At 70.3% G+C, this 16,516-nt stretch carries 13 protein-coding genes and 1 tRNA gene; 4 read left to right on the top strand and 10 right to left on the bottom strand.

All coding sequences use genetic code 11. The annotated features are described in order from the left end of the window. The first annotated feature begins 56 nt into the window (after nucleotides 1-56). Nucleotides 57-1,544: a cellulose binding domain-containing protein gene (locus tag ACFVH5_RS12665; protein ID WP_385833545.1), complete on the top strand. Its 1,488-nt coding sequence runs from the start codon at nucleotides 57-59 to the stop codon at nucleotides 1,542-1,544. A gap of 199 nt (nucleotides 1,545-1,743) precedes the next feature. Here ACFVH5_RS12665 and ACFVH5_RS12670 read toward each other — a convergent pair whose 3' ends face one another. The 4 genes from ACFVH5_RS12670 to ACFVH5_RS12685 all read right to left on the bottom strand — a co-directional run bounded on the left by ACFVH5_RS12670 (nucleotide 1,744) and on the right by ACFVH5_RS12685 (nucleotide 6,509). Beyond that, nucleotides 1,744-3,174, bottom strand: coding sequence for a GH1 family beta-glucosidase (locus tag ACFVH5_RS12670; RefSeq protein WP_384807888.1), 1,431 nt, complete (start codon nucleotides 3,172-3,174; stop codon nucleotides 1,744-1,746). Nucleotides 3,175-3,278: 104 nt separating this feature from the next. After that, nucleotides 3,279-4,196, bottom strand: coding sequence for a carbohydrate ABC transporter permease (locus tag ACFVH5_RS12675; RefSeq protein WP_385833547.1), 918 nt, complete (start codon nucleotides 4,194-4,196; stop codon nucleotides 3,279-3,281). Beyond that, entirely contained in the window at nucleotides 4,193-5,071 is an 879-nt protein-coding gene (locus tag ACFVH5_RS12680) for a carbohydrate ABC transporter permease (RefSeq protein ID WP_385833548.1), read from the bottom strand. Before ACFVH5_RS12680 ends, ACFVH5_RS12675 begins: the two co-directional genes overlap by 4 nt. Nucleotides 5,072-5,186: 115 nt before the next feature. Beyond that, nucleotides 5,187-6,509, bottom strand: coding sequence for an ABC transporter substrate-binding protein (locus ACFVH5_RS12685; protein WP_384807894.1), 1,323 nt, complete (start codon nucleotides 6,507-6,509; stop codon nucleotides 5,187-5,189). A 424-nt stretch (nucleotides 6,510-6,933) separates the two neighbouring features. Between ACFVH5_RS12685 and ACFVH5_RS12690 the strand changes: the two genes are divergently transcribed. Further along, a complete protein-coding gene (locus ACFVH5_RS12690) occupies nucleotides 6,934-7,989 on the top strand; it encodes a LacI family DNA-binding transcriptional regulator (protein WP_384807896.1) in 1,056 nt (351 codons plus the stop codon). 87 nt (nucleotides 7,990-8,076) lie between these two features. On the opposite strand, the gene ACFVH5_RS12695 is transcribed toward ACFVH5_RS12690, so the two are convergent. The 4 genes from ACFVH5_RS12695 to ACFVH5_RS12710 all read right to left on the bottom strand — a co-directional run bounded on the left by ACFVH5_RS12695 (nucleotide 8,077) and on the right by ACFVH5_RS12710 (nucleotide 11,049). Next, nucleotides 8,077-8,149 (bottom strand) — tRNA-His (locus ACFVH5_RS12695). 107 nt (nucleotides 8,150-8,256) lie between these two features. Beyond that, nucleotides 8,257-8,859 carry an oligoribonuclease gene (orn, locus tag ACFVH5_RS12700; protein ID WP_189775799.1) on the bottom strand — a complete coding sequence of 201 codons (603 nt, stop codon included), beginning with the start codon at nucleotides 8,857-8,859 and terminating at the stop codon, nucleotides 8,257-8,259. Nucleotides 8,860-9,016: 157 nt separating this feature from the next. After that, nucleotides 9,017-10,249 carry a helix-turn-helix domain-containing protein gene (locus ACFVH5_RS12705; protein ID WP_384807898.1) on the bottom strand — a complete coding sequence of 411 codons (1,233 nt, stop codon included), beginning with the start codon at nucleotides 10,247-10,249 and terminating at the stop codon, nucleotides 9,017-9,019. A gap of 377 nt (nucleotides 10,250-10,626) precedes the next feature. After that, nucleotides 10,627-11,049 carry a hypothetical protein gene (locus ACFVH5_RS12710; RefSeq protein WP_385833549.1) on the bottom strand — a complete coding sequence of 141 codons (423 nt, stop codon included), beginning with the start codon at nucleotides 11,047-11,049 and terminating at the stop codon, nucleotides 10,627-10,629. 475 nt (nucleotides 11,050-11,524) lie between these two features. On the opposite strand from ACFVH5_RS12710, the gene ACFVH5_RS12715 reads away from it, so the two are divergent. Further along, nucleotides 11,525-12,049, top strand: a complete 525-nt coding sequence (locus tag ACFVH5_RS12715; protein WP_107016076.1) for a universal stress protein — start codon at nucleotides 11,525-11,527, stop codon at nucleotides 12,047-12,049. 422 nt (nucleotides 12,050-12,471) lie between these two features. Here ACFVH5_RS12715 and glmS read toward each other — a convergent pair whose 3' ends face one another. Beyond that, nucleotides 12,472-14,289: a glutamine--fructose-6-phosphate transaminase (isomerizing) gene (gene glmS, locus ACFVH5_RS12720; RefSeq protein WP_385833550.1), complete on the bottom strand. Its 1,818-nt coding sequence runs from the start codon at nucleotides 14,287-14,289 to the stop codon at nucleotides 12,472-12,474. Between the two features lie 12 nt (nucleotides 14,290-14,301). Beyond that, nucleotides 14,302-14,559 carry a hypothetical protein gene (locus ACFVH5_RS12725; RefSeq protein WP_107016078.1) on the bottom strand — a complete coding sequence of 86 codons (258 nt, stop codon included), beginning with the start codon at nucleotides 14,557-14,559 and terminating at the stop codon, nucleotides 14,302-14,304. A gap of 163 nt (nucleotides 14,560-14,722) precedes the next feature. On the opposite strand from ACFVH5_RS12725, the gene ACFVH5_RS12730 reads away from it, so the two are divergent. Next, nucleotides 14,723-16,309, top strand: a complete 1,587-nt coding sequence (locus ACFVH5_RS12730; protein WP_385833607.1) for a purple acid phosphatase family protein — start codon at nucleotides 14,723-14,725, stop codon at nucleotides 16,307-16,309. Nucleotides 16,310-16,516: the final 207 nt, after the last annotated feature.

Genomic DNA, 16,516 nt, shown 5'->3' on the forward strand with positions numbered 1-16,516 from the left:
ACCCTCGGTCCCGTTCACGGGAAACCGGGGCTCCGTACGGCGAAGGCAGGCACGCGATGAGCACGCACCGGCGCATGGCCAGTGGCAGGAACAAGGCGATAGGCGGCGTGGTCGCCGCGGCCGTGGTCGGCGGCGGAGCGCTCATGTTCTCCGGTACGGCACAGGCGGCGGGCGTCGGAGCCGCGTACACGAAGACCAGCGACTGGTCGACGGGCTACACCGCGCAGTACGTCGTGGCCAACGACAGTGCCGGTGCGAAGGCGGACTGGACGCTGGAGTTCGACCTGCCGTCGGGCGCCGAGCTCAGCTCGCTGTGGAACGCCGAGTCGAAGGTGAGCGGCCGGCACGTCACCGTGAAGCCGCCGTCCTGGGACAAGGACGGGCTCGCCAAGGGCGAGTCGGTGACCGTCGGTTTCGTGGTGCGCGGCTCCGGCGACCCGACCGGCTGTCTCGTCGACGGCGCCAAGTGCTCGGTGGACGACGGCGCGACACCGGAGCCCACCGGCCGCCCGACGCAGACCTCGTCCCCGTCGCCGGAACCGACGAAGGCCACCGCCACCCCGACGGCCACGCCGACCGCCACGGCCACCGCGACCAAGAGCCCGACCGCCACCCCCACGCCCTCCGGGACCACCGGCGGCGGCACGGCCGCCGGCGCAGGCTTCGCGCCCTACGTCGACACCTCGCTCTACCCCGCCTTCGACCTGCTCGCCCACTCCGCGGCCACCGGGGTGAAGGAGTACAACCTCGCGTTCGTCACGGACGGCGGGGGCTGCACCCCCAAGTGGGGCGGGGTGACGGACCTCGCAGGCGACGCGGTCGCCGCGCAGATCGGCGCGCTCCGGGCCAAGGGCGGTGACGTCCGCGTCTCGTTCGGCGGCGCGTCCGGCTCCGAGCTGGCGCTGAACTGCTCGTCCGCGGACGCCCTCGCGGCGGCGTACGGCAAGGCCGTGGACGTGTACGACCTGACGAAGGTCGACTTCGACGTGGAGGGCGGCGCGCTCCCGGACAAGGCGGCCAACACCCGCAGGGCGCAGGCGATCGCGAAGCTGCAGGCCCAGCACCCGGGCCTGGACGTCTCGTTCACCCTGCCCGTCATGCCGGAGGGCCTCACCCAGGACGGTGTGAGCCTGCTCGCCGACGCCAAGGCGAACGGCGTGGGCATCGCCACGGTCAACATCATGGCGATGGACTACGGACCGGCCTACAGCGACGACATGGGCACCTACGCCGAGCAGGCCGCCACCGCGACCCAGGCGCAGATCAAGGGCGTCCTCGGGCTCTCCGACTCCGCCGCCTGGAAGGCGGTCGCCGTCACCCCGATGATCGGCGTCAACGACGTCGCGTCGGAGATCTTCAAGGTCGAGGACGCCACCCAGCTCGTGGCCTTCGCCAAGTCGAAGGGCCTCGGCTGGCTCTCCCTGTGGTCCGCCACCCGCGACAAGCAGTGCGCGGGCGGCACCAAGCCCACCGCCGACGCCACCTGCAGCTCGGTCCTCCAGGACGCGAACGCCTTCTCGAAGGCCTTCGCCGCCTACAAGTAAACCCCCGCTGACACCACGTGAGCGGTACCCCCGAACGCCCCCGCAGGAGGTCATGCCCGCGCGGGGGTCGCGCGCCCCGGCCGGCCTTCCCCCCACCCGGCCGGGGCGCGCGTGCACGCGTACGCGGGGCGCGGCACTCCCCTCACCCTGTGCCGCGCCCCGCCCCCGCCCGCTTCCCCCAGGAGGGGCGTCTACGCGGTCACTCGGCCGGGCTCACCGGCGGCAGCTCGCCGGTGCGGGCCGCCTCGCGGTACCACAGGGCGCTCGACTTCGGGGTGCGCGCCTGCGTCGCGTAGTCCACGTACACCGCGCCGAAGCGCTTGCCGTAGCCGTACGCCCACTCGAAGTTGTCCATCAGGGACCACAGGTAGTAGCCGCGTACGTCCGCGCCCTCGGCGATCGCACGGCGGACCGCGCGCAGGTGTCCGTGCAGGTAGGCGATGCGCTCCGGGTCGTGGACGCGGCCGTCCGGGTCCGGCTTGTCGTCGTAGGCGGCGCCGTTCTCCGTGATGTACAGCGGCAGGCCCGGCACCTCCCGCGTGTAGCGCATGATCAGGTCCTGGAGGCCCGACGGGTCGATCGTCCAGCCCATCTCGGTGCGCTCACCGGGCGTCTGGTGGAAGGCCACGTCGTCCGCGCCCGGCCAGGGGGAGGACGAACTCGCCCCGTGGCCGTCCGCGCGCGGTCCCGAGGCGTCCGCCGGGGCGGCCGACACCAGCGTCGGCGTGTAGTAGTTCAGGCCGAGCGCGTCCAGCGGCTGCTTGATCAGGGCGAGGTCGCCGTCGCGCACGTACGACCAGTCCGTCACCGAGGCCGTCGCGGCGAGGAGGGTCTCCGGGTACGCGCCGTGCAGCATCGGGCCGTGGAAGATGCCGTTGGCCAGGTCGTCGATCCGCTGGACCGCCGCCAGGTCGGCGGGGTCCCGGGTGAGCGGCCTGACCACCGAGGAGTTGAGGCTCACCGCGATGGAGTTGCGGGCGGGCATCGCGGTGCGCAGGGCCTTGGTGCCCAGGCCGTGTGCCAGGTTGAGGTGGTGCGCCGCCCGCAGGGAGGCCTCGTGGTCGGTGCGGCCGGGGGCGTGCACACCGGACGCGTACCCGAGGAACGCGCTGCACCAGGGCTCGTTGAGCGTGATCCACTGTTCGACGCGGTCCCCGAGTGCCTCGCCGACGATCTGCGCGTACTCGGCGAAGCGCAGCGCGGTGTCGCGCTCCGGCCAGCCGCCCGCGTCCTCCAGCTCCTGGGGGAGGTCCCAGTGGTAGAGGGTGATCGCGGGCTTGATGCCGTGCGAGAGCAGCTCGTCGACCAGGCGGCGGTAGAAGTCGAGGCCGCGCTGCACGGCGGGCCCGCGGCCCGTCGGCTGCACCCGGGACCAGGACACCGAGAAGCGGTACGCGGTCAGGCCGAGGTCCGCCATCATCGCCACGTCGTCGCGGTAGCGGTGGTAGTGGTCGTTGGCGATGTCGCCGTTCTCGCCGCCCGCCGTCTTGCCGGGCGTATGGCTGAAGGTGTCCCAGATCGAGGGCGTACGTCCGTCCTCCCGCACCGCCCCCTCGATCTGGTACGCGGAGGTCGCGGAGCCCCAGAGGAAGGCGGGCGGGAAGGTCACGGGCGTTTCGGACTCGGGCATGGAAGCGCTCCCATGGGAGGAAGGTCGTAGGAGACCGGGGAATGTGAGGTCGGGGAGCGGGGGCGAGGCGGCGGCGGCTCGCCCCCGTCGGCGCGGGGCGCGGGTCAGCCCTTGATCGCGCCCTGCATGATGCCGCCCACGATCTGCTTGCCGAACAGCAGGAAGGCGATGAGCAGCGGCAGGGTGCCGAGGAGCGCGCCCGCCATGATCACCGCCTGGTCGGGCACATAGCCCGTGCCGAGCGAGTTGAGGGCGACCTGCACGGTGGGGTTCTGCTGGTTGAGCGCGATGATCGGCCACAGGAAGTCGTTCCAGGCCATCACGAACGTCAGCAGGCCGAGCACGGCCATCGCGGGCCGCGCCGCCGGGAAGACGACGTGCCACACGATGCGCAGACTGCTCGCGCCGTCGACCCGCGCCGCCTCGATCAACTCACTGGGCAGCGCCTGGATCAGGTACTGCCGCATGAAGAACGTACCGAAGGCGCTGACCAGGGTCGGCAGGATGACCGTCTGCAGCTGGTTGGACCAGCCCAGCTCGCTCATCCACAGATACAGCGGTACGACGGCCAGCTGCGGCGGGATCATCATCGTGCCGATGGTCAGCAGCAGCAGGACGTTCGAGAACTTGAACCGCAGCTTGGCGAAGGCGAAGCCGGCGAGCGTGGAGAACAGGACCGTACCGACGGTGATGGTTCCGGCGACGATCGTGCTGTTGACCATCGCGGTGCCGAGGCCGCCCTCCTCCCACGCGCTCTGCAGGTTCTTGAAGAGGTTTCCGCCGATCCACAGCGGCGGCGGGGTCTCGGCGAGCCGCTGGTTGGTGCGCGAGGCCGCGACCACCGTCCACAGCAGCGGCGCCAGCGAGACGAGCGCGAAGACCGCCAGGACGACGTACGTGAGGGGCCCCGCGTGCAGTTGCTTGCCCGCGCCCATGAGCCGGCGGCGCCCGGAGCCGTCCCGGGCGGCCTTCTCGGCCGCGTCCATCGGCGCCTGAGGGTGCGTCAGTTCGCTAGTGGTCATTGGGACTTCCTCAGCCGTCGGGTGATCAGCAGGTTGACCGCGGCGACGATCAGCAGGATCAGGAACATCGTCCAGGCGATCGCGGACGCCTTGCCGAGGTTGCCGATGATCCAGCCCTGGTCGTACATGTACAGGCCGAGCGTCTGGTACTGGTGCTCGGAGCCGCCCTTGGAGCCGCTGACCCCGCCGAACAGGAGCGGTTCGCCGAACAGCTGCGTCGCGCCGATCGTGGAGACGACCACCGTGAACAGGATGGTGGGCCGCAGCATCGGGATCGTCACGTGGCGGAACTGCTGCCAGCGGCCCGCGCCGTCCAGCGCCGCCGACTCGTACAGGTCGGCGGGGATCGCCTGCATCGCGGCGAGGTAGATCAGCGCGTTGTAGCCGGTCCACCGCCAGATCACGATGGAGGAGACGGCGAACTGCGAACCCCAGGTGGACTCACGCCAGTTGATCGCGTCGACCCCGACGAAGTGCAGCAGCCAGTTGATCATGCCGCCGTCCCACGAGTAGAGCAGGACGAACACCAGCGTCGCCGCCGCCACCGAGGTGGCGTACGGGGTGAGCATCACGACCCGCCACAGGGTCGAGCCCCGCAGCTTGTAGTTGAGCAGATGCGCGATGCCGATCGCCATGACCAGCTGCGGCACGGTCGAGATCACACCGATGGTGAAGGTGTTCTGCAGCGCCCCCCAGAAGAAGTCCGAGGACATCAGGTTCTTGTAGTTGTCCAGGCCGACCCAGGTCTGCTGGTCCAGGTTGGACAGCTGCACGTTGTGCAGCGAGTACCAGGCCGTGTACAGCAGCGGGACCAGCCCGAAGGCACCGAAGAAGATGAAGAAGGGAGCGACGAACGCGTACGGCGACGCCTTCATGTCCCAGCGGTACAGCCGGCTGCGCCACGAGCCGGGGCCCGGGGGCGGTGTACCGCGACCTTGAGCGCGGCGTCGGCGCTCGGCGCGGTTCGCGCGAGAGCCTGCTTGGAGCTGGTCACTGGCCGAGCACGTCCTTGATCTCCTTGGTGGCCGCGTCCCAGCCCTGGTCCGGGGTCTTGCCCTTCTGCTCGACCTGGAGGATGCCGATGTCCGAGATGGCGGTGTTGATCGGCTGGTCCTTGACGCCGAAGATCTGCGTCGGGATGGTCTTCGCCGAGTCGGAGAAGATCTGCGTGATCGGCGCGTCCGAGAAGAACGTCGTGGTGGCGGCCTGCGGCTTCAGGCTCGCGTACGCCGACGGGGTGGACGGGAAGCTCGCCTGCTTGCCGAAGACCTTCGCCTGCTGCTCGGGAGCGGTCAGCCACTTCGCCAGCGCGATGGCCTCCTTCTGGTGCTTGCCCGCCGTGGGCACACCGATGAACGAGCCGCCCCAGTTGGCCGCGGTGGGCGCCGCCGCCACGTCCCACTTGCCCTTGCCGGAGTCACCGGACTTCTCCTGGATGTAGCCCAGCATCCACGCGGGGCAGGCCACCGTCGCGAAGCCGCCGTTGGCGAAGGCCTGGTCCCACGGCTTGTCGAACTGCTTCAGCTTCGCCGACATGTTGCTGGTCGCCACCTCCATGGAGGCGTCCCAGGCCTTCTCCACCCCGGCGGACTTGTCCCAGATGACGTTGCCGTCCTTGTCGTAGTACCGCTCGCTCTCGCCACCGAGAGCCGCGTTGTAGACCGAGGCGGCGGAGTCCACGAACTTGGTGCCCTTGGGCGCCTTCTTCATGTAGTCCTTGCCGACGGCCACGTACTTCGACCAGTCGCCCTTCCACTGCTCGGCGAGCTTGACGCGGTCCGTCTCCAGGCCCGCCGCCTTGAAGAGGTCCTTGCGGTAGCAGACCGCCATCGGACCGATGTCGGTGCCGAGCCCGATGGTCTTGCCGTCCTTGGTGGTGGCCTGCGCGGTCTTCCAGTCCAGCCACTGGGACTTGTCGACGTCCTTGCCGAGGTCGACGAACTTGTCGCCCTGCGTCTGGACGGCCTCGGCGACGTTGCCGACCTCGATCGCCTGGATGTCGTCCGTACCGGACCCGGCCTGCAGACGGGTGAGCGTCTTCGGCCAGTACACGTCCGTACGGGTGGTGACGTTCTCCTTGATCGTGATGTCGGGGTTCTGCTTCATGTACTCGTCGTAGAGGCCGGCCTGCTTGTAGCCGAAGACCCCGAAAGTGCCGATGGTCAGCGTGGTCTTGCCACCGCCGCTGCCGCCGTCCGAGTCCGACGACCCGTCGTCCGAGTCCTCGGCGCAGCCGGCGAGCAGCCCCGTCGTCAGCGCGGCCACGGCCGCGAGGGCCATCAGCCTGCGGGACCCGCGGTTACTCGTGCGCATTGCGTCCTCCTGTTGCCTGACGTGCCGACCCCCCGGCCAACTGCGTTGTTGGGCCCGTTAGTTCATGCTGCGGCTCGGGCGGGGAACGTGCGGGATGTGTATGTGTCAGGTACTGTGGGAGCGCTCCCACAGGTGATGTGTTGAAGGTTCGTCGCTCGGCGCGGGGGTGTCAAGGGAGAGGACGCAGAGACGTGTCTTCAGTTATCGGGCTGTTAACTAACGCCGGCGGAGACGGCGAGAGTAGGTCTCCGACGGTTGCGGGACGGCTTCGGGAAGGCTCCGGATCGGCTTCGGAGTGGTCCCGGGGATGCCGGGGGAGGGCGTCCGGGAAGTGGAGGCACCGTCTCCGCGGGCCCGGCCCCGATCACGGCTGTTAGATTCCAGGCCAAGCGCGGTGTCAACCGTGTCGGACGGGAGGCGGACCATGGCAGTCCACGGAGCGCGGAGCCGGAGCGGCGGGAGGCCGACGCTCGAAGAGGTCGCCGCGCGGGCCGGGGTGGGCCGCGGCACGGTCTCCCGTGTGATCAACGGCTCCCCGCGGGTCAGCGACGCCACCCGGGCGGCCGTGGAGGCGGCGGTCGCGGAACTGGGGTACGTGCCGAACACCGCGGCCCGGGCCCTCGCCGCCAACCGCACCGACGCGATCGCCCTCGTCGTTCCCGAGCCCGAGACCCGCTTCTTCGCCGAGCCGTACTTCTCCGACATGCTGCGGGGCGTGGGCGCGGCCCTCTCCGACACCGAGATGCAGCTGCTGCTGATCTTCGCGGGCAGCGACCGGGAGCGGGCCCGGCTGGCCCAGTACCTGGCGGCGCACCGGGTGGACGGGGTCCTGCTGGTCTCGGTCCACGCGGACGACCCGCTGCCCGACCTGCTGGCCCAGCTGGAGATCCCGGCCGTGATCAGCGGTCGCAGGTCCGCGGACGAGCCCCTGCCGTCCGTGGACTCGGACAACTTCGGCGGCGGCCGGTTCGCCGTCGAGCACCTCATCGCCCAGGGTCGCCGCACCATAGCCCACCTGGCCGGACGCCTCGACGTGTTCGGTGCCCAGCGCCGCGTCGACGGCTATCGCGCCGCACTGCGCGACGCGGGCCACGAGGTCGACGAACGCCTCATCGTGCCGGGGGACTTCACCGAGGAGGGCGGCCGTCGCGCGATGACGGAACTGCTCGCCGTCTGCCCGACGCTGGACGCGGTCTTCGCCGGGTCGGACGTGATGGCGGCCGGCGCCCGGCAGGTCCTGCGCGAGGTGGGGCGCCGCATACCCGACGACGTGGCCCTCGTCGGCTACGACGACTCGGCGATCGCCCGCCACATGGACCCGCCCCTGACGAGTGTGCGCCAGCCGATCGAGGACATGGGCCGCGCGATGCTCGGCCTGCTGATGGACGAGATCGCGGACCGCCGCCCGGCGGTCTCCCGGGGCCTGGAGCGACGGCAGCTGGTGCTTCCCACGGAGCTGGTGGCACGGCATTCGTCGTGACCCCGCACAGGGGGAGGGCCGTGACCCCTCGTGGGGGAAGCGCCAGAGGGCCGGACCGCTTTCGCGGTCCGGCCCTCTGATCATCAGGGTGAGTGACGGGACTTGAACCCGCGGCATCCTGGACCACAACCAGGTGCTCTACCAGCTGAGCTACACCCACCATGACCGGCGATCCTGCGCTTGGTTCACCTGAAGTGGTTCACCGACCGGCCGAGAAAAAGTGTACAGGGTCCGAAGGGGTGCTCGCTCCCGCCTTTACGGCGGGGGCTACTGCGCAGGCAGGACGTGCTTGGAGGCGATGGAGCGGGCGGTGTCCGAGTCGGGTCCGGGCTGCGGGACGAAGATCGCCTCGCGGTAGTAGCGCAGCTCGGCGATCGACTCGCGGATGTCGGCCAGCGCCCGGTGGTTGCCGTTCTTGTCGGGACTGTTGAAGTACGCCCGGGGATACCAGCGGCGGGCCAGCTCCTTCACGGAGGACACGTCCACGATCCGGTAGTGGAGGTACGCCTCCAGGGTCGCCATGTCCCTCAGCAGGAAGCCGCGGTCCGTGCCCACCGAGTTCCCGCACAGCGGGGCCTTGCCCGGTTCCTTGACGTGCTCACGGATGTAGGAGAGGACCTCCTCCTCCGCGGCGGCCAGGGTCGTGCCCGCGGCCAGCTCGTCGAGGAGACCGGAGGACGTGTGCATCGTGCGCACCACCTCCGGCATCGTCTCCAGCGCGGCGTCCGGCGGACGGATCACGATGTCCACCCCCTCGCCGAGCACGTTCAGCTCCGAGTCGGTCACCAGCGCGGCCACCTCGATGAGCGCGTCCTCCGACAGCGAGAGACCGGTCATCTCGCAGTCGATCCACACCATGCGATCGTTCATGGGCTCACCCTACGGCCCGCTCACCCGCCCGGGCAGGCCCGGGACCTCGGCAGTCGTGACCGGCGGGACGGCGGAACGCCGGGGCCGGGGCTCACGAACGGCGCCGGCCCCGGACCGTCAGGGGTCCGGGGCCGGCGTGCGACGTCACCGCGGGGAGCTAGGGCGCGCTCCGCTGGCCCGGCAGGCTGTGCCGTCCGGCCGCGTACAGCTCCGCGCCCGGGCGGCCCGCGTCCGTGGAGAGGGACGAGGCGGTCGCGCCGACCGCGTGGGCGGCCGCCGTGCGACGGGTCTGGAACGGCACGGGCGGCTCCTGCTGGAGCACCGGCGGCGCCGGTGGCGGCGGACCGTCCGGGTCGCTCTGCTTCTCACCCTGCGGGCGGCGTGCCCGGTACGCGGCGCGGTACGCCGCCGGGGAGGAGCCGAGCTGGCGGCGGAAGTGCCCGCGCAGCGCCACCGGCGAACGGAAGCCGCAGCGGCCCGCGACCTCGTCCACCGAGTAGTCGGACGTCTCCAGGAGCCGCTGCGCCTGGAGCACCCGCTGCGTGATCAGCCACTGCAGGGGAGCGCTCCCGGTGAGCGAGCGGAACCGGCGGTCGAACGTACGCCTGCTCATGTACGCGCGTGCCGCCAGCGTCTCCACGTCGAACTGCTCGTGGAGGTGCTCCAGTGCCCAGGCGACGACCTCCGCGAGGGGGTCGGCGCCGATCTCCTCCGGTAAAGACCGATCGAGATAGCGCTCCTGGCCGCCACTGCGCCGGGGCGGGACCACCAGACGGCGGGCCAGTGCCCCGGCCGCCTCGTTCCCGTGGTCCGTCCGCACGATGTGCAGACACAGGTCGATCCCCGCCGCGGTGCCCGCCGACGTCAGCACGTCGCCGTCGTCCACGAACAGCTCGCGGGGATCGACATGCACCGACGGATAGCGCTTGGCCAGCGTCGGTGCGTACATCCAGTGGGTGGTCGCGGGACGGCCGTCCAGCAGTCCGGCCGCGGCGAGCACGAAGGCGCCGGTGCACAGCCCGACTATGCGGGCGCCCTCCTCATGTGCCCGGCGCAGTGCGTCGAGCGCCTCCTCCGGTGGCGGTGAGGTGATCGACCGCCAGGCGGGCACGACAACGGTGCCCGCGCGGGAGATCGCCTCCAGCCCGTTGGGCGCGGTGAGTTCCAGGCCACCTGTCGTCCGCAGTGGGCCTTCCTCACCGGCGCACACGAGTAGTCGATACCGCGGCACGCCGGCGTCCTGGCGGTCGATGCCGAACACCGACAGCGGTATGGAACTCTCGAAGATGGGGCCGCCGCTGAACAGCAGCACCGCGACGATCTCCTTGCGGCGTCGCCCGGAAAGTTTCCGGGCCGCGGCTTCCGGCGCGGCAGTGGAGTCGTGGCTCATCCTGCTAAGCCCCCCTCGGTGGTCGCGGCTCCTCGGTTGTGTCGCTCCTGCACGTTTCCCCTCGGTCCTGCACGAGTCCCCCGCCGTAAGACGTCAAGATCGAATCTACTGTGTCGTGTGGTGCCGAGGTGGCCAGTTCAGCACTCGGCAGATTGTCGACATGGCAACTTGGCGTGAAGCATTCGATCACGAAGCGTTGCACTCGTGGGCCGCACAGGGAAGTGCGCCTCGTCCCCGTGGCCGGTCCCCGTAGGGTGTGGGCACCCTACGGGACCCTTTCGGTGCAGGTCGAACGGGGGTTGGGGGGTGGTTCGGCCAAGGGGTACGCAGGGCATGGAAGTTGGCTGAAAAGCAGCGGGCGCGTGCGCACAAACCGGTCAGTCAACCGGCGTATTTCCACCGGCGTGCCGGCCTCCGTGGCGGTCGCCGTGAGGGACGCCGTGACGGACACCTTGACGGATGCCGTGGCGGTCACCGTCGTCTGCCCCGCCGTGCCGCACATGATGCGGTGTCCGCTCCGCCGCGCGCAGTTGCGCCGCGCCGCGCTCGGACCGGCGCAGCAGTACCCGGCAGGCGCCCGTCACCGCGGCGAGACCGAGGGCCGTGCCGGCCGTGCCCGCCAGTGAGGTCCCGTACCCGACGAGGACGACCGGAACCAGGACGCAGCTGAAGGCCGCCCAGCGGACCACGTCCGTGGCGGTGTCCTGCGCGGTGCCCCTGCCTTTGCCGGCGGGAGGGTGGGGGGCGGTCGTGTGGTGGCCGGGCACGGTGGGCTCCTCCCTGGGGGATGTGGGGTACATGGGTTCAACGCTTGTTCGAGCGGGCGGTCACGGGGGTTTTCCCAGGGTTCCCCGGGATGCCTCGGCTCCGCCGCGGGGTGCGTCCCGGCGGGTGCGGGTCCGGTGGGGGCCGGTCGCGCGGTTCCCCGCGCCCCTTGAGGGGCTGCGCCCCCTGGGGTGGAGGGGCGGGTGCGGGTCCGTGTGGGCTGGTCGCGCCGTTTCCCGCGCCCCCCGACGGGCGGGGCTGCGCCCCTTGCCCCGGGGGAGGGCCGGCTGAGGGGGTGCTGTGTAAAACGGCTGTACGGGGCAGCAACCATTGCGTTACGGGCATGCTCTCGGGCATGCTCCCTGGAACCCTCCCGCGGCGAGAGCGGGATCTGGGCAGAGGAGGCGTGCCGCCGTACCCTTGGGGGTATGGGGTTGGGAAGATGATTCCCGGACACAGCTCCGCAGCTCCTGTCGGCCCACCCAAGAGGATCCGAACGCCGAGACACCCATGGCCGGTCACGAATTCGAACCCGCGGACCGCAAGCGCCCCGTCGCCGATCACACGGCGGCCGAGCCCTTGGCGGCGGAAGAGACACGCCAGTCCTGCGACCCAGCCTTCAAGCACGGCGTCGTCGTGGGCTTCGACGGCTCGACATCCAGCGAGCGCGCCCTCGCGTACGCGATCGGCATGGCCTGCCGCTCCGGATCGGGCCTGATCATCGTGCACGTCGCGAACCGGCTGCCCACCACGGTGTGGGCCGGCTGCGAGCCCCCCGTCTTCGTCGACGTGCCGGACCACCGCACCGAGGTGCTCGGTCTTGAGCTGGCCTGCGCGGAGTATCTGGCGGAGGTTCCGTGGATCCTCGTCGAGCGCGGTGGCGACATCTGCCACGAACTCGAAGAGGTGGGGCGGGAGTACGAGGCCGACGCGATCGTGGTGGGGTCGACCCACGGGATCGTCGGGCGCATCTTCGGGTCGGTCGCGGGGCGGCTCGCCAAGCGGGCGCAGCGGCCCGTGGTCGTCATTCCGTAACCCGGCCCGCGGTTCGGTCCTCAACTCGGCTCCGTCCCAGGTGATATGCGTCCCGGGGCGTGGCAACTCCCTTTCGTGGCGCGGCAAAACTACTCATGCGTAGATGTGTTTGTGTGCTTGTGAAGGGCATATAGGCAGCAGGTTTGCCGCCGTTGTGCGGCACCGGTGAGCGTGTACGTGCTGCCGGCCGGAGCGTGACGGTTACCGGTGGTGGGCAGCCAGCCGGGGTTTTGGGCGGCCCCGGCGCGTGAACGGACCCCCGCGTGTCTGGTGGCGACACGTGGGGGTCCGTTCTTTTGCGGTGCGTTGTCTCCGCGGGCCGGTGGGGGCCGGTCGCGCAGTTCCCCGCGCCCCTCAGGGGCTGCGCCCCCGAAGACGAAAGACTGCGCCGTTCCCCGGGCCCCTTACGGGGCCGCCGGTGGCTACTCGACCGTTACCGACTTCGCCAGGTTCCTCGGCTTGTCGATGTCTCGGCCCAGGGCCAAAGCCGTGTGGTAGGCGAGGAGTTGGAGGGGGATGCCCATCAGGATGGGGTCCAGTTCGTCCTCGTTCTTCGGGACGACGATCGTCTGGTCGGCCTTCTCCTGGACGTCGTGGGCCACGGCGAGGATCTTGCCGCTGCGGGCCTTGATCTCCTCCAGGGCCGCGCGGTTCTTCTCCAGCAGGTCGTCGTTGGGGACGATCGCGACCGTCGGCAGCGCGGGCTCGATCAGCGCGAGCGGGCCGTGCTTCAACTCCGAGGCGGGGTAGGCCTCGGCGTGGATGTACGAGACCTCCTTCAGCTTCAGCGAGGCCTCACGGGCCACCGGATAGCCGCGTACACGACCGATGAAGAGCATCGAGCGGGCCTCGGCGTACTGCTCGGCCAGCTTCTTGATCTCGTCCTCCTGGTCGAGGATCTCCGTGATCTGGCCGGGCAGCTTGCGCAGGCCCTCGATGATCCGCTTGCCGTCGGAGACCGACAGGTCACGGGTGCGGCCCAGGTGCAGGGCGAGCAGCGCGAAGGCGACCGTGGTGTTCGTGAAGCACTTGGTGGAGACCACGCAGACCTCGGGCCCGGCGTGCACGTACATACCGCCGTCGGCCTCGCGGGCGATGGCGGAACCGACCACGTTCACGATGCCGAGGACCCGGGCGCCCTTGCGCTTCAGCTCCTGCACGGCGGCCAGTACGTCGTACGTCTCACCGGACTGGGACACCGCCACGTACAGCGTGTCGGGGTCGACGACGGCGTTGCGGTAGCGGAACTCCGAGGCGGGCTCGGCGTCCGCGGGGATACGGGCCAGCTCCTCTATCATCTGGGCGCCGATCATGCCCGCGTGGTACGAGGTGCCGCAGCCCAGGATCTTCACGCGGCGGATCTTGCGCGCCTCGCGGGCGTCCAGGTTCAGCCCGCCCAGGTGCACGGTCGAGAACCGGTCGTCGATCCGGCCGCGCAGCACCCGGTCCACGGCCTCGGCCTGCTCGTGGATCTCCTTGTGCATGTACGTGTCGTGGCCGCCCATGTCGTAGGAGGCGGCCTCCCACTCGACGGTGGTCGGCTCGGCCGTCGTACGGGTGCCCTCGGTGGTGTACGTACGGAAGTCGTCGGCCTTCAGCGTGGCCATCTCGCCGTCGTCGAGCGTGACGATCTGGCGGGTGTGGGTGACCAGCGCGGCGATGTCCGAGGCGACGAACATCTCCTTCTCGCCGATGCCGAGGACGACCGGGGAGCCGTTGCGGGCCACCACGATGCGGTCCGCGTGGTCGGCGTGCATCACGGCGATGCCGTACGTGCCCTCGATCAGCCGGAGGGTCTCGCGGACCTTGTCCTCCAGCTTCTCGGCCTGCGAGCGGGCGATGAGGTGCGTGAGGACCTCGGTGTCGGTCTCCGAGAGGAACTCGACGCCCTCCGCCTCCAGCTTCTTGCGCAGGTCGGAGGCGTTGTCGATGATGCCGTTGTGGACGACCGCGACCTTGTTGTCGGCCGACATGTGCGGGTGCGCGTTCTCGTCGGAGGGGGCGCCGTGGGTGGCCCAGCGGGTGTGGGCGATGCCCGTGGTGCCGGCGAAGCGCTTGGGGACGCGGGCCTCCAGGTCACGTACGCGGCCCTTGGCCTTGACCATCTTCAGACCGGCCGTCTTCGGTGACGTCACGACGAGACCGGCCGAGTCGTAGCCGCGGTACTCCAGGCGCTGCAGACCCTCCAGGAGGAGCGGCGCCACGTCACGCCTGCCGATGTATCCCACGATTCCGCACATACAGAGAAGTTCCTAGCCGTAGACGATGCGGCGCACCTGCCGGAGCGTGAGCTCCGGCGGTGCGACCGCGCGGTATTCGAGGTCCGCCGTGATCCGTTCGAAGATCGCCGAGTTGACCAGGCCCTGCGCCTGGAGCTCCCGGTGGCGGCGACGGACGTAGTCCTCCGTCGTCTCGTCGAAGTAGGCGAGCACGTCCTGGATCACCCGTAGTGCCTCGCCCCGGCTGAGGGGCGAGGAACGCGTCAGGTGATCAACAAGGTCGTCGTGCACCCGTTGATCCTGGGGTAAAGCGCGAGTAATCGCAAGGATCCTGCCCGATTTCGGGCAAGAGGCTGTTGAAACTCTTATGGGAGCCTGTTCGGGGCCTGTTCACCCTGCGGCCCGCACATGGATGGTTGCCGGGAGCACCTTTCGAGCCATGGACATTCCACGTATGGGGATCCCCGAGCAGCTCGCCGGGCGCATGAGCATGGCCGAGCAGCACGAGTACCTGCGCTCCAGATTCTCCCGGCGCACGATGATCAGAGGCGGGGCCGTCACCATGGGCGCCGTCGTGGGCGGCGCGTTCCTGCCGGGGGCGAGCGCGCAGGCCGCCGTGCCGGGGGCCGCGCATGGCGCCTCGACCGCGTCGTCGTCCGCCGCCGGGAAGGTCGACGGGGCGCTGGTCGCGCCGTTCGGCCGGCACCTCGCGTACGGGGCCGACGCGCGCACCGGGATGACCGTCTCCTGGCAGGTCCCGGTCGCCGTGCGGAAGCCGTACATCCGGATCGGTGCCCATCCGTGGGACCTCTCCCGGAAGATCGAGGCCGAGGTCCGCACGCTCTTCACACCCGCCGGGGTGGGGGCGAGCGGCGATCACACGCAGTACTACCTGCACGCCGAACTGAGCCGGCTGCGGCCCGGACGCACGTACTACTACGGCGTCGGACACGAGGGCTTCGACCCGGCGGAACCGCGGCTCGCGGGCACGATCGGGACCTTCACCACCGCGCCCGCGCACGCCGAGCCGTTCACCTTCACCGCCTTCGGCGACCAGGGCGTCAGCTACCACGGGCTCGCCAACGACAGCCTGATCCTGGCGCAGGGGCCGGCGTTCCACCTGCACGCCGGTGACATCGCGTACGCGGACCCGTCCGGCATGGGCAAGAAGGAGGACACCGGGTACGACTCGCGGACCTGGGACCAGTTCCTCGCGCAGACCGAGTCGGTCGCCAAACAGGTGCCCTGGATGGTGTCGTACGGCAACCACGACATGGAGGCCTGGTACTCGCCGAACGGCTACGGCGGCGAGGAGGCCCGCTGGCGGCTTCCCGGGAACGGGCCCGACAAGAAGAACCTGCCCGGCGTCTACACCTTCGTGCACGGCAACACGGCGGTCATCTCGCTCGACGCCAACGACATCTCCTTCGAGATTCCGGCCAACCTCGGGATCTCCGGCGGTACGCAGACCACATGGCTGGAGACGCAGCTCAAGAAGTACCGGGGGGAGAAGGGGATCGACTTCGTCGTCGTCTTCTTCCACCACTGCGCCTACTGCACGTCCACCGCGCACGCCTCCGAGGGCGGGGTGCGGCAGGAGTGGGTGCCGCTGTTCGAGAAGTACACGGTCGATCTCGTGATCAACGGGCACAACCACGTGTACGAGCGCACCGACGTCCTCAAGGGGAACAAGGTCGCCAAGGAGCTGCCGATCGGAGGGACCGCGTATCCCGAGACGGACGGAGTCGTGTACGTGACCGCGGGGGCGGCGGGGCGGAGTCTGTACGCGTTCAGTGCGGACGAGTCGTACGAGGGGCATGAGAAGGAGAACGACTCCGTGTCGTCCTTCGTGTGCCTCGCGGACGGTGGGCGCGAGCGGGAGACGGTCGCGTGGTCGCGGGTCCGGTACCTGGACTACTCGTTCCTGCGGGTGGATGTGACGCCGGCCGGTCGGGGGCGTCTTGCGACGCTGCGGGTCACGGGGATCGCGGAGACGGGGGAGGAAGTGGACCGGTTCACTGTGGCGCGGCGCGTGCGGTGACCCTGCGGGTGCGTGGGGGCGGGCCGCGCCCCTCGGGACGGGCTGCGCCCTGTCCCCCTCCCGTATGACGACTGCGGGCCGGTGGGGGCCGGTCGCGCAGTTCCCCGCGCCCCTGAAAAGCGGGGCTGCGCCCCTGCCTTTCCCCCTCGCCGGCAGGGCGCAGCCCGCCCCGAGGGGCGCGGGGAACGGCGCGACAAGCCCCCACCG

This window comes from Streptomyces sp. NPDC127119, from assembly GCF_042677425.1.
In the GTDB taxonomy this organism is placed as follows: domain Bacteria; phylum Actinomycetota; class Actinomycetes; order Streptomycetales; family Streptomycetaceae; genus Streptomyces.

What these genes read in the sequence shown, in the direction of transcription:
- ACFVH5_RS12715 (WP_107016076.1), top strand. Translation starts at nt 11,525, where the DNA reads ATGGCCGGTCACGAATTCGAACCCGCGGACCGCAAGCGCCCCGTCGCC.
- ACFVH5_RS12730 (WP_385833607.1), top strand. Translation starts at nt 14,723, where the DNA reads ATGGGGATCCCCGAGCAGCTCGCCGGGCGCATGAGCATGGCCGAGCAG.
- glmS (WP_385833550.1), bottom strand. Translation starts at nt 14,289, where the DNA reads ATGTGCGGAATCGTGGGATACATCGGCAGGCGTGACGTGGCGCCGCTC.
- ACFVH5_RS12675 (WP_385833547.1), bottom strand. Translation starts at nt 4,196, where the DNA reads ATGACCACTAGCGAACTGACGCACCCTCAGGCGCCGATGGACGCGGCC.
- orn (WP_189775799.1), bottom strand. Translation starts at nt 8,859, where the DNA reads ATGAACGATCGCATGGTGTGGATCGACTGCGAGATGACCGGTCTCTCG.
- ACFVH5_RS12665 (WP_385833545.1), top strand. Translation starts at nt 57, where the DNA reads ATGAGCACGCACCGGCGCATGGCCAGTGGCAGGAACAAGGCGATAGGC.
- ACFVH5_RS12690 (WP_384807896.1), top strand. Translation starts at nt 6,934, where the DNA reads ATGGCAGTCCACGGAGCGCGGAGCCGGAGCGGCGGGAGGCCGACGCTC.
- ACFVH5_RS12680 (WP_385833548.1), bottom strand. Translation starts at nt 5,071, where the DNA reads ATGAAGGCGTCGCCGTACGCGTTCGTCGCTCCCTTCTTCATCTTCTTC.
- ACFVH5_RS12710 (WP_385833549.1), bottom strand. Translation starts at nt 11,049, where the DNA reads ATGTACCCCACATCCCCCAGGGAGGAGCCCACCGTGCCCGGCCACCAC.
- ACFVH5_RS12685 (WP_384807894.1), bottom strand. Translation starts at nt 6,509, where the DNA reads ATGCGCACGAGTAACCGCGGGTCCCGCAGGCTGATGGCCCTCGCGGCC.
- ACFVH5_RS12705 (WP_384807898.1), bottom strand. Translation starts at nt 10,249, where the DNA reads ATGAGCCACGACTCCACTGCCGCGCCGGAAGCCGCGGCCCGGAAACTT.
- ACFVH5_RS12670 (WP_384807888.1), bottom strand. Translation starts at nt 3,174, where the DNA reads ATGCCCGAGTCCGAAACGCCCGTGACCTTCCCGCCCGCCTTCCTCTGG.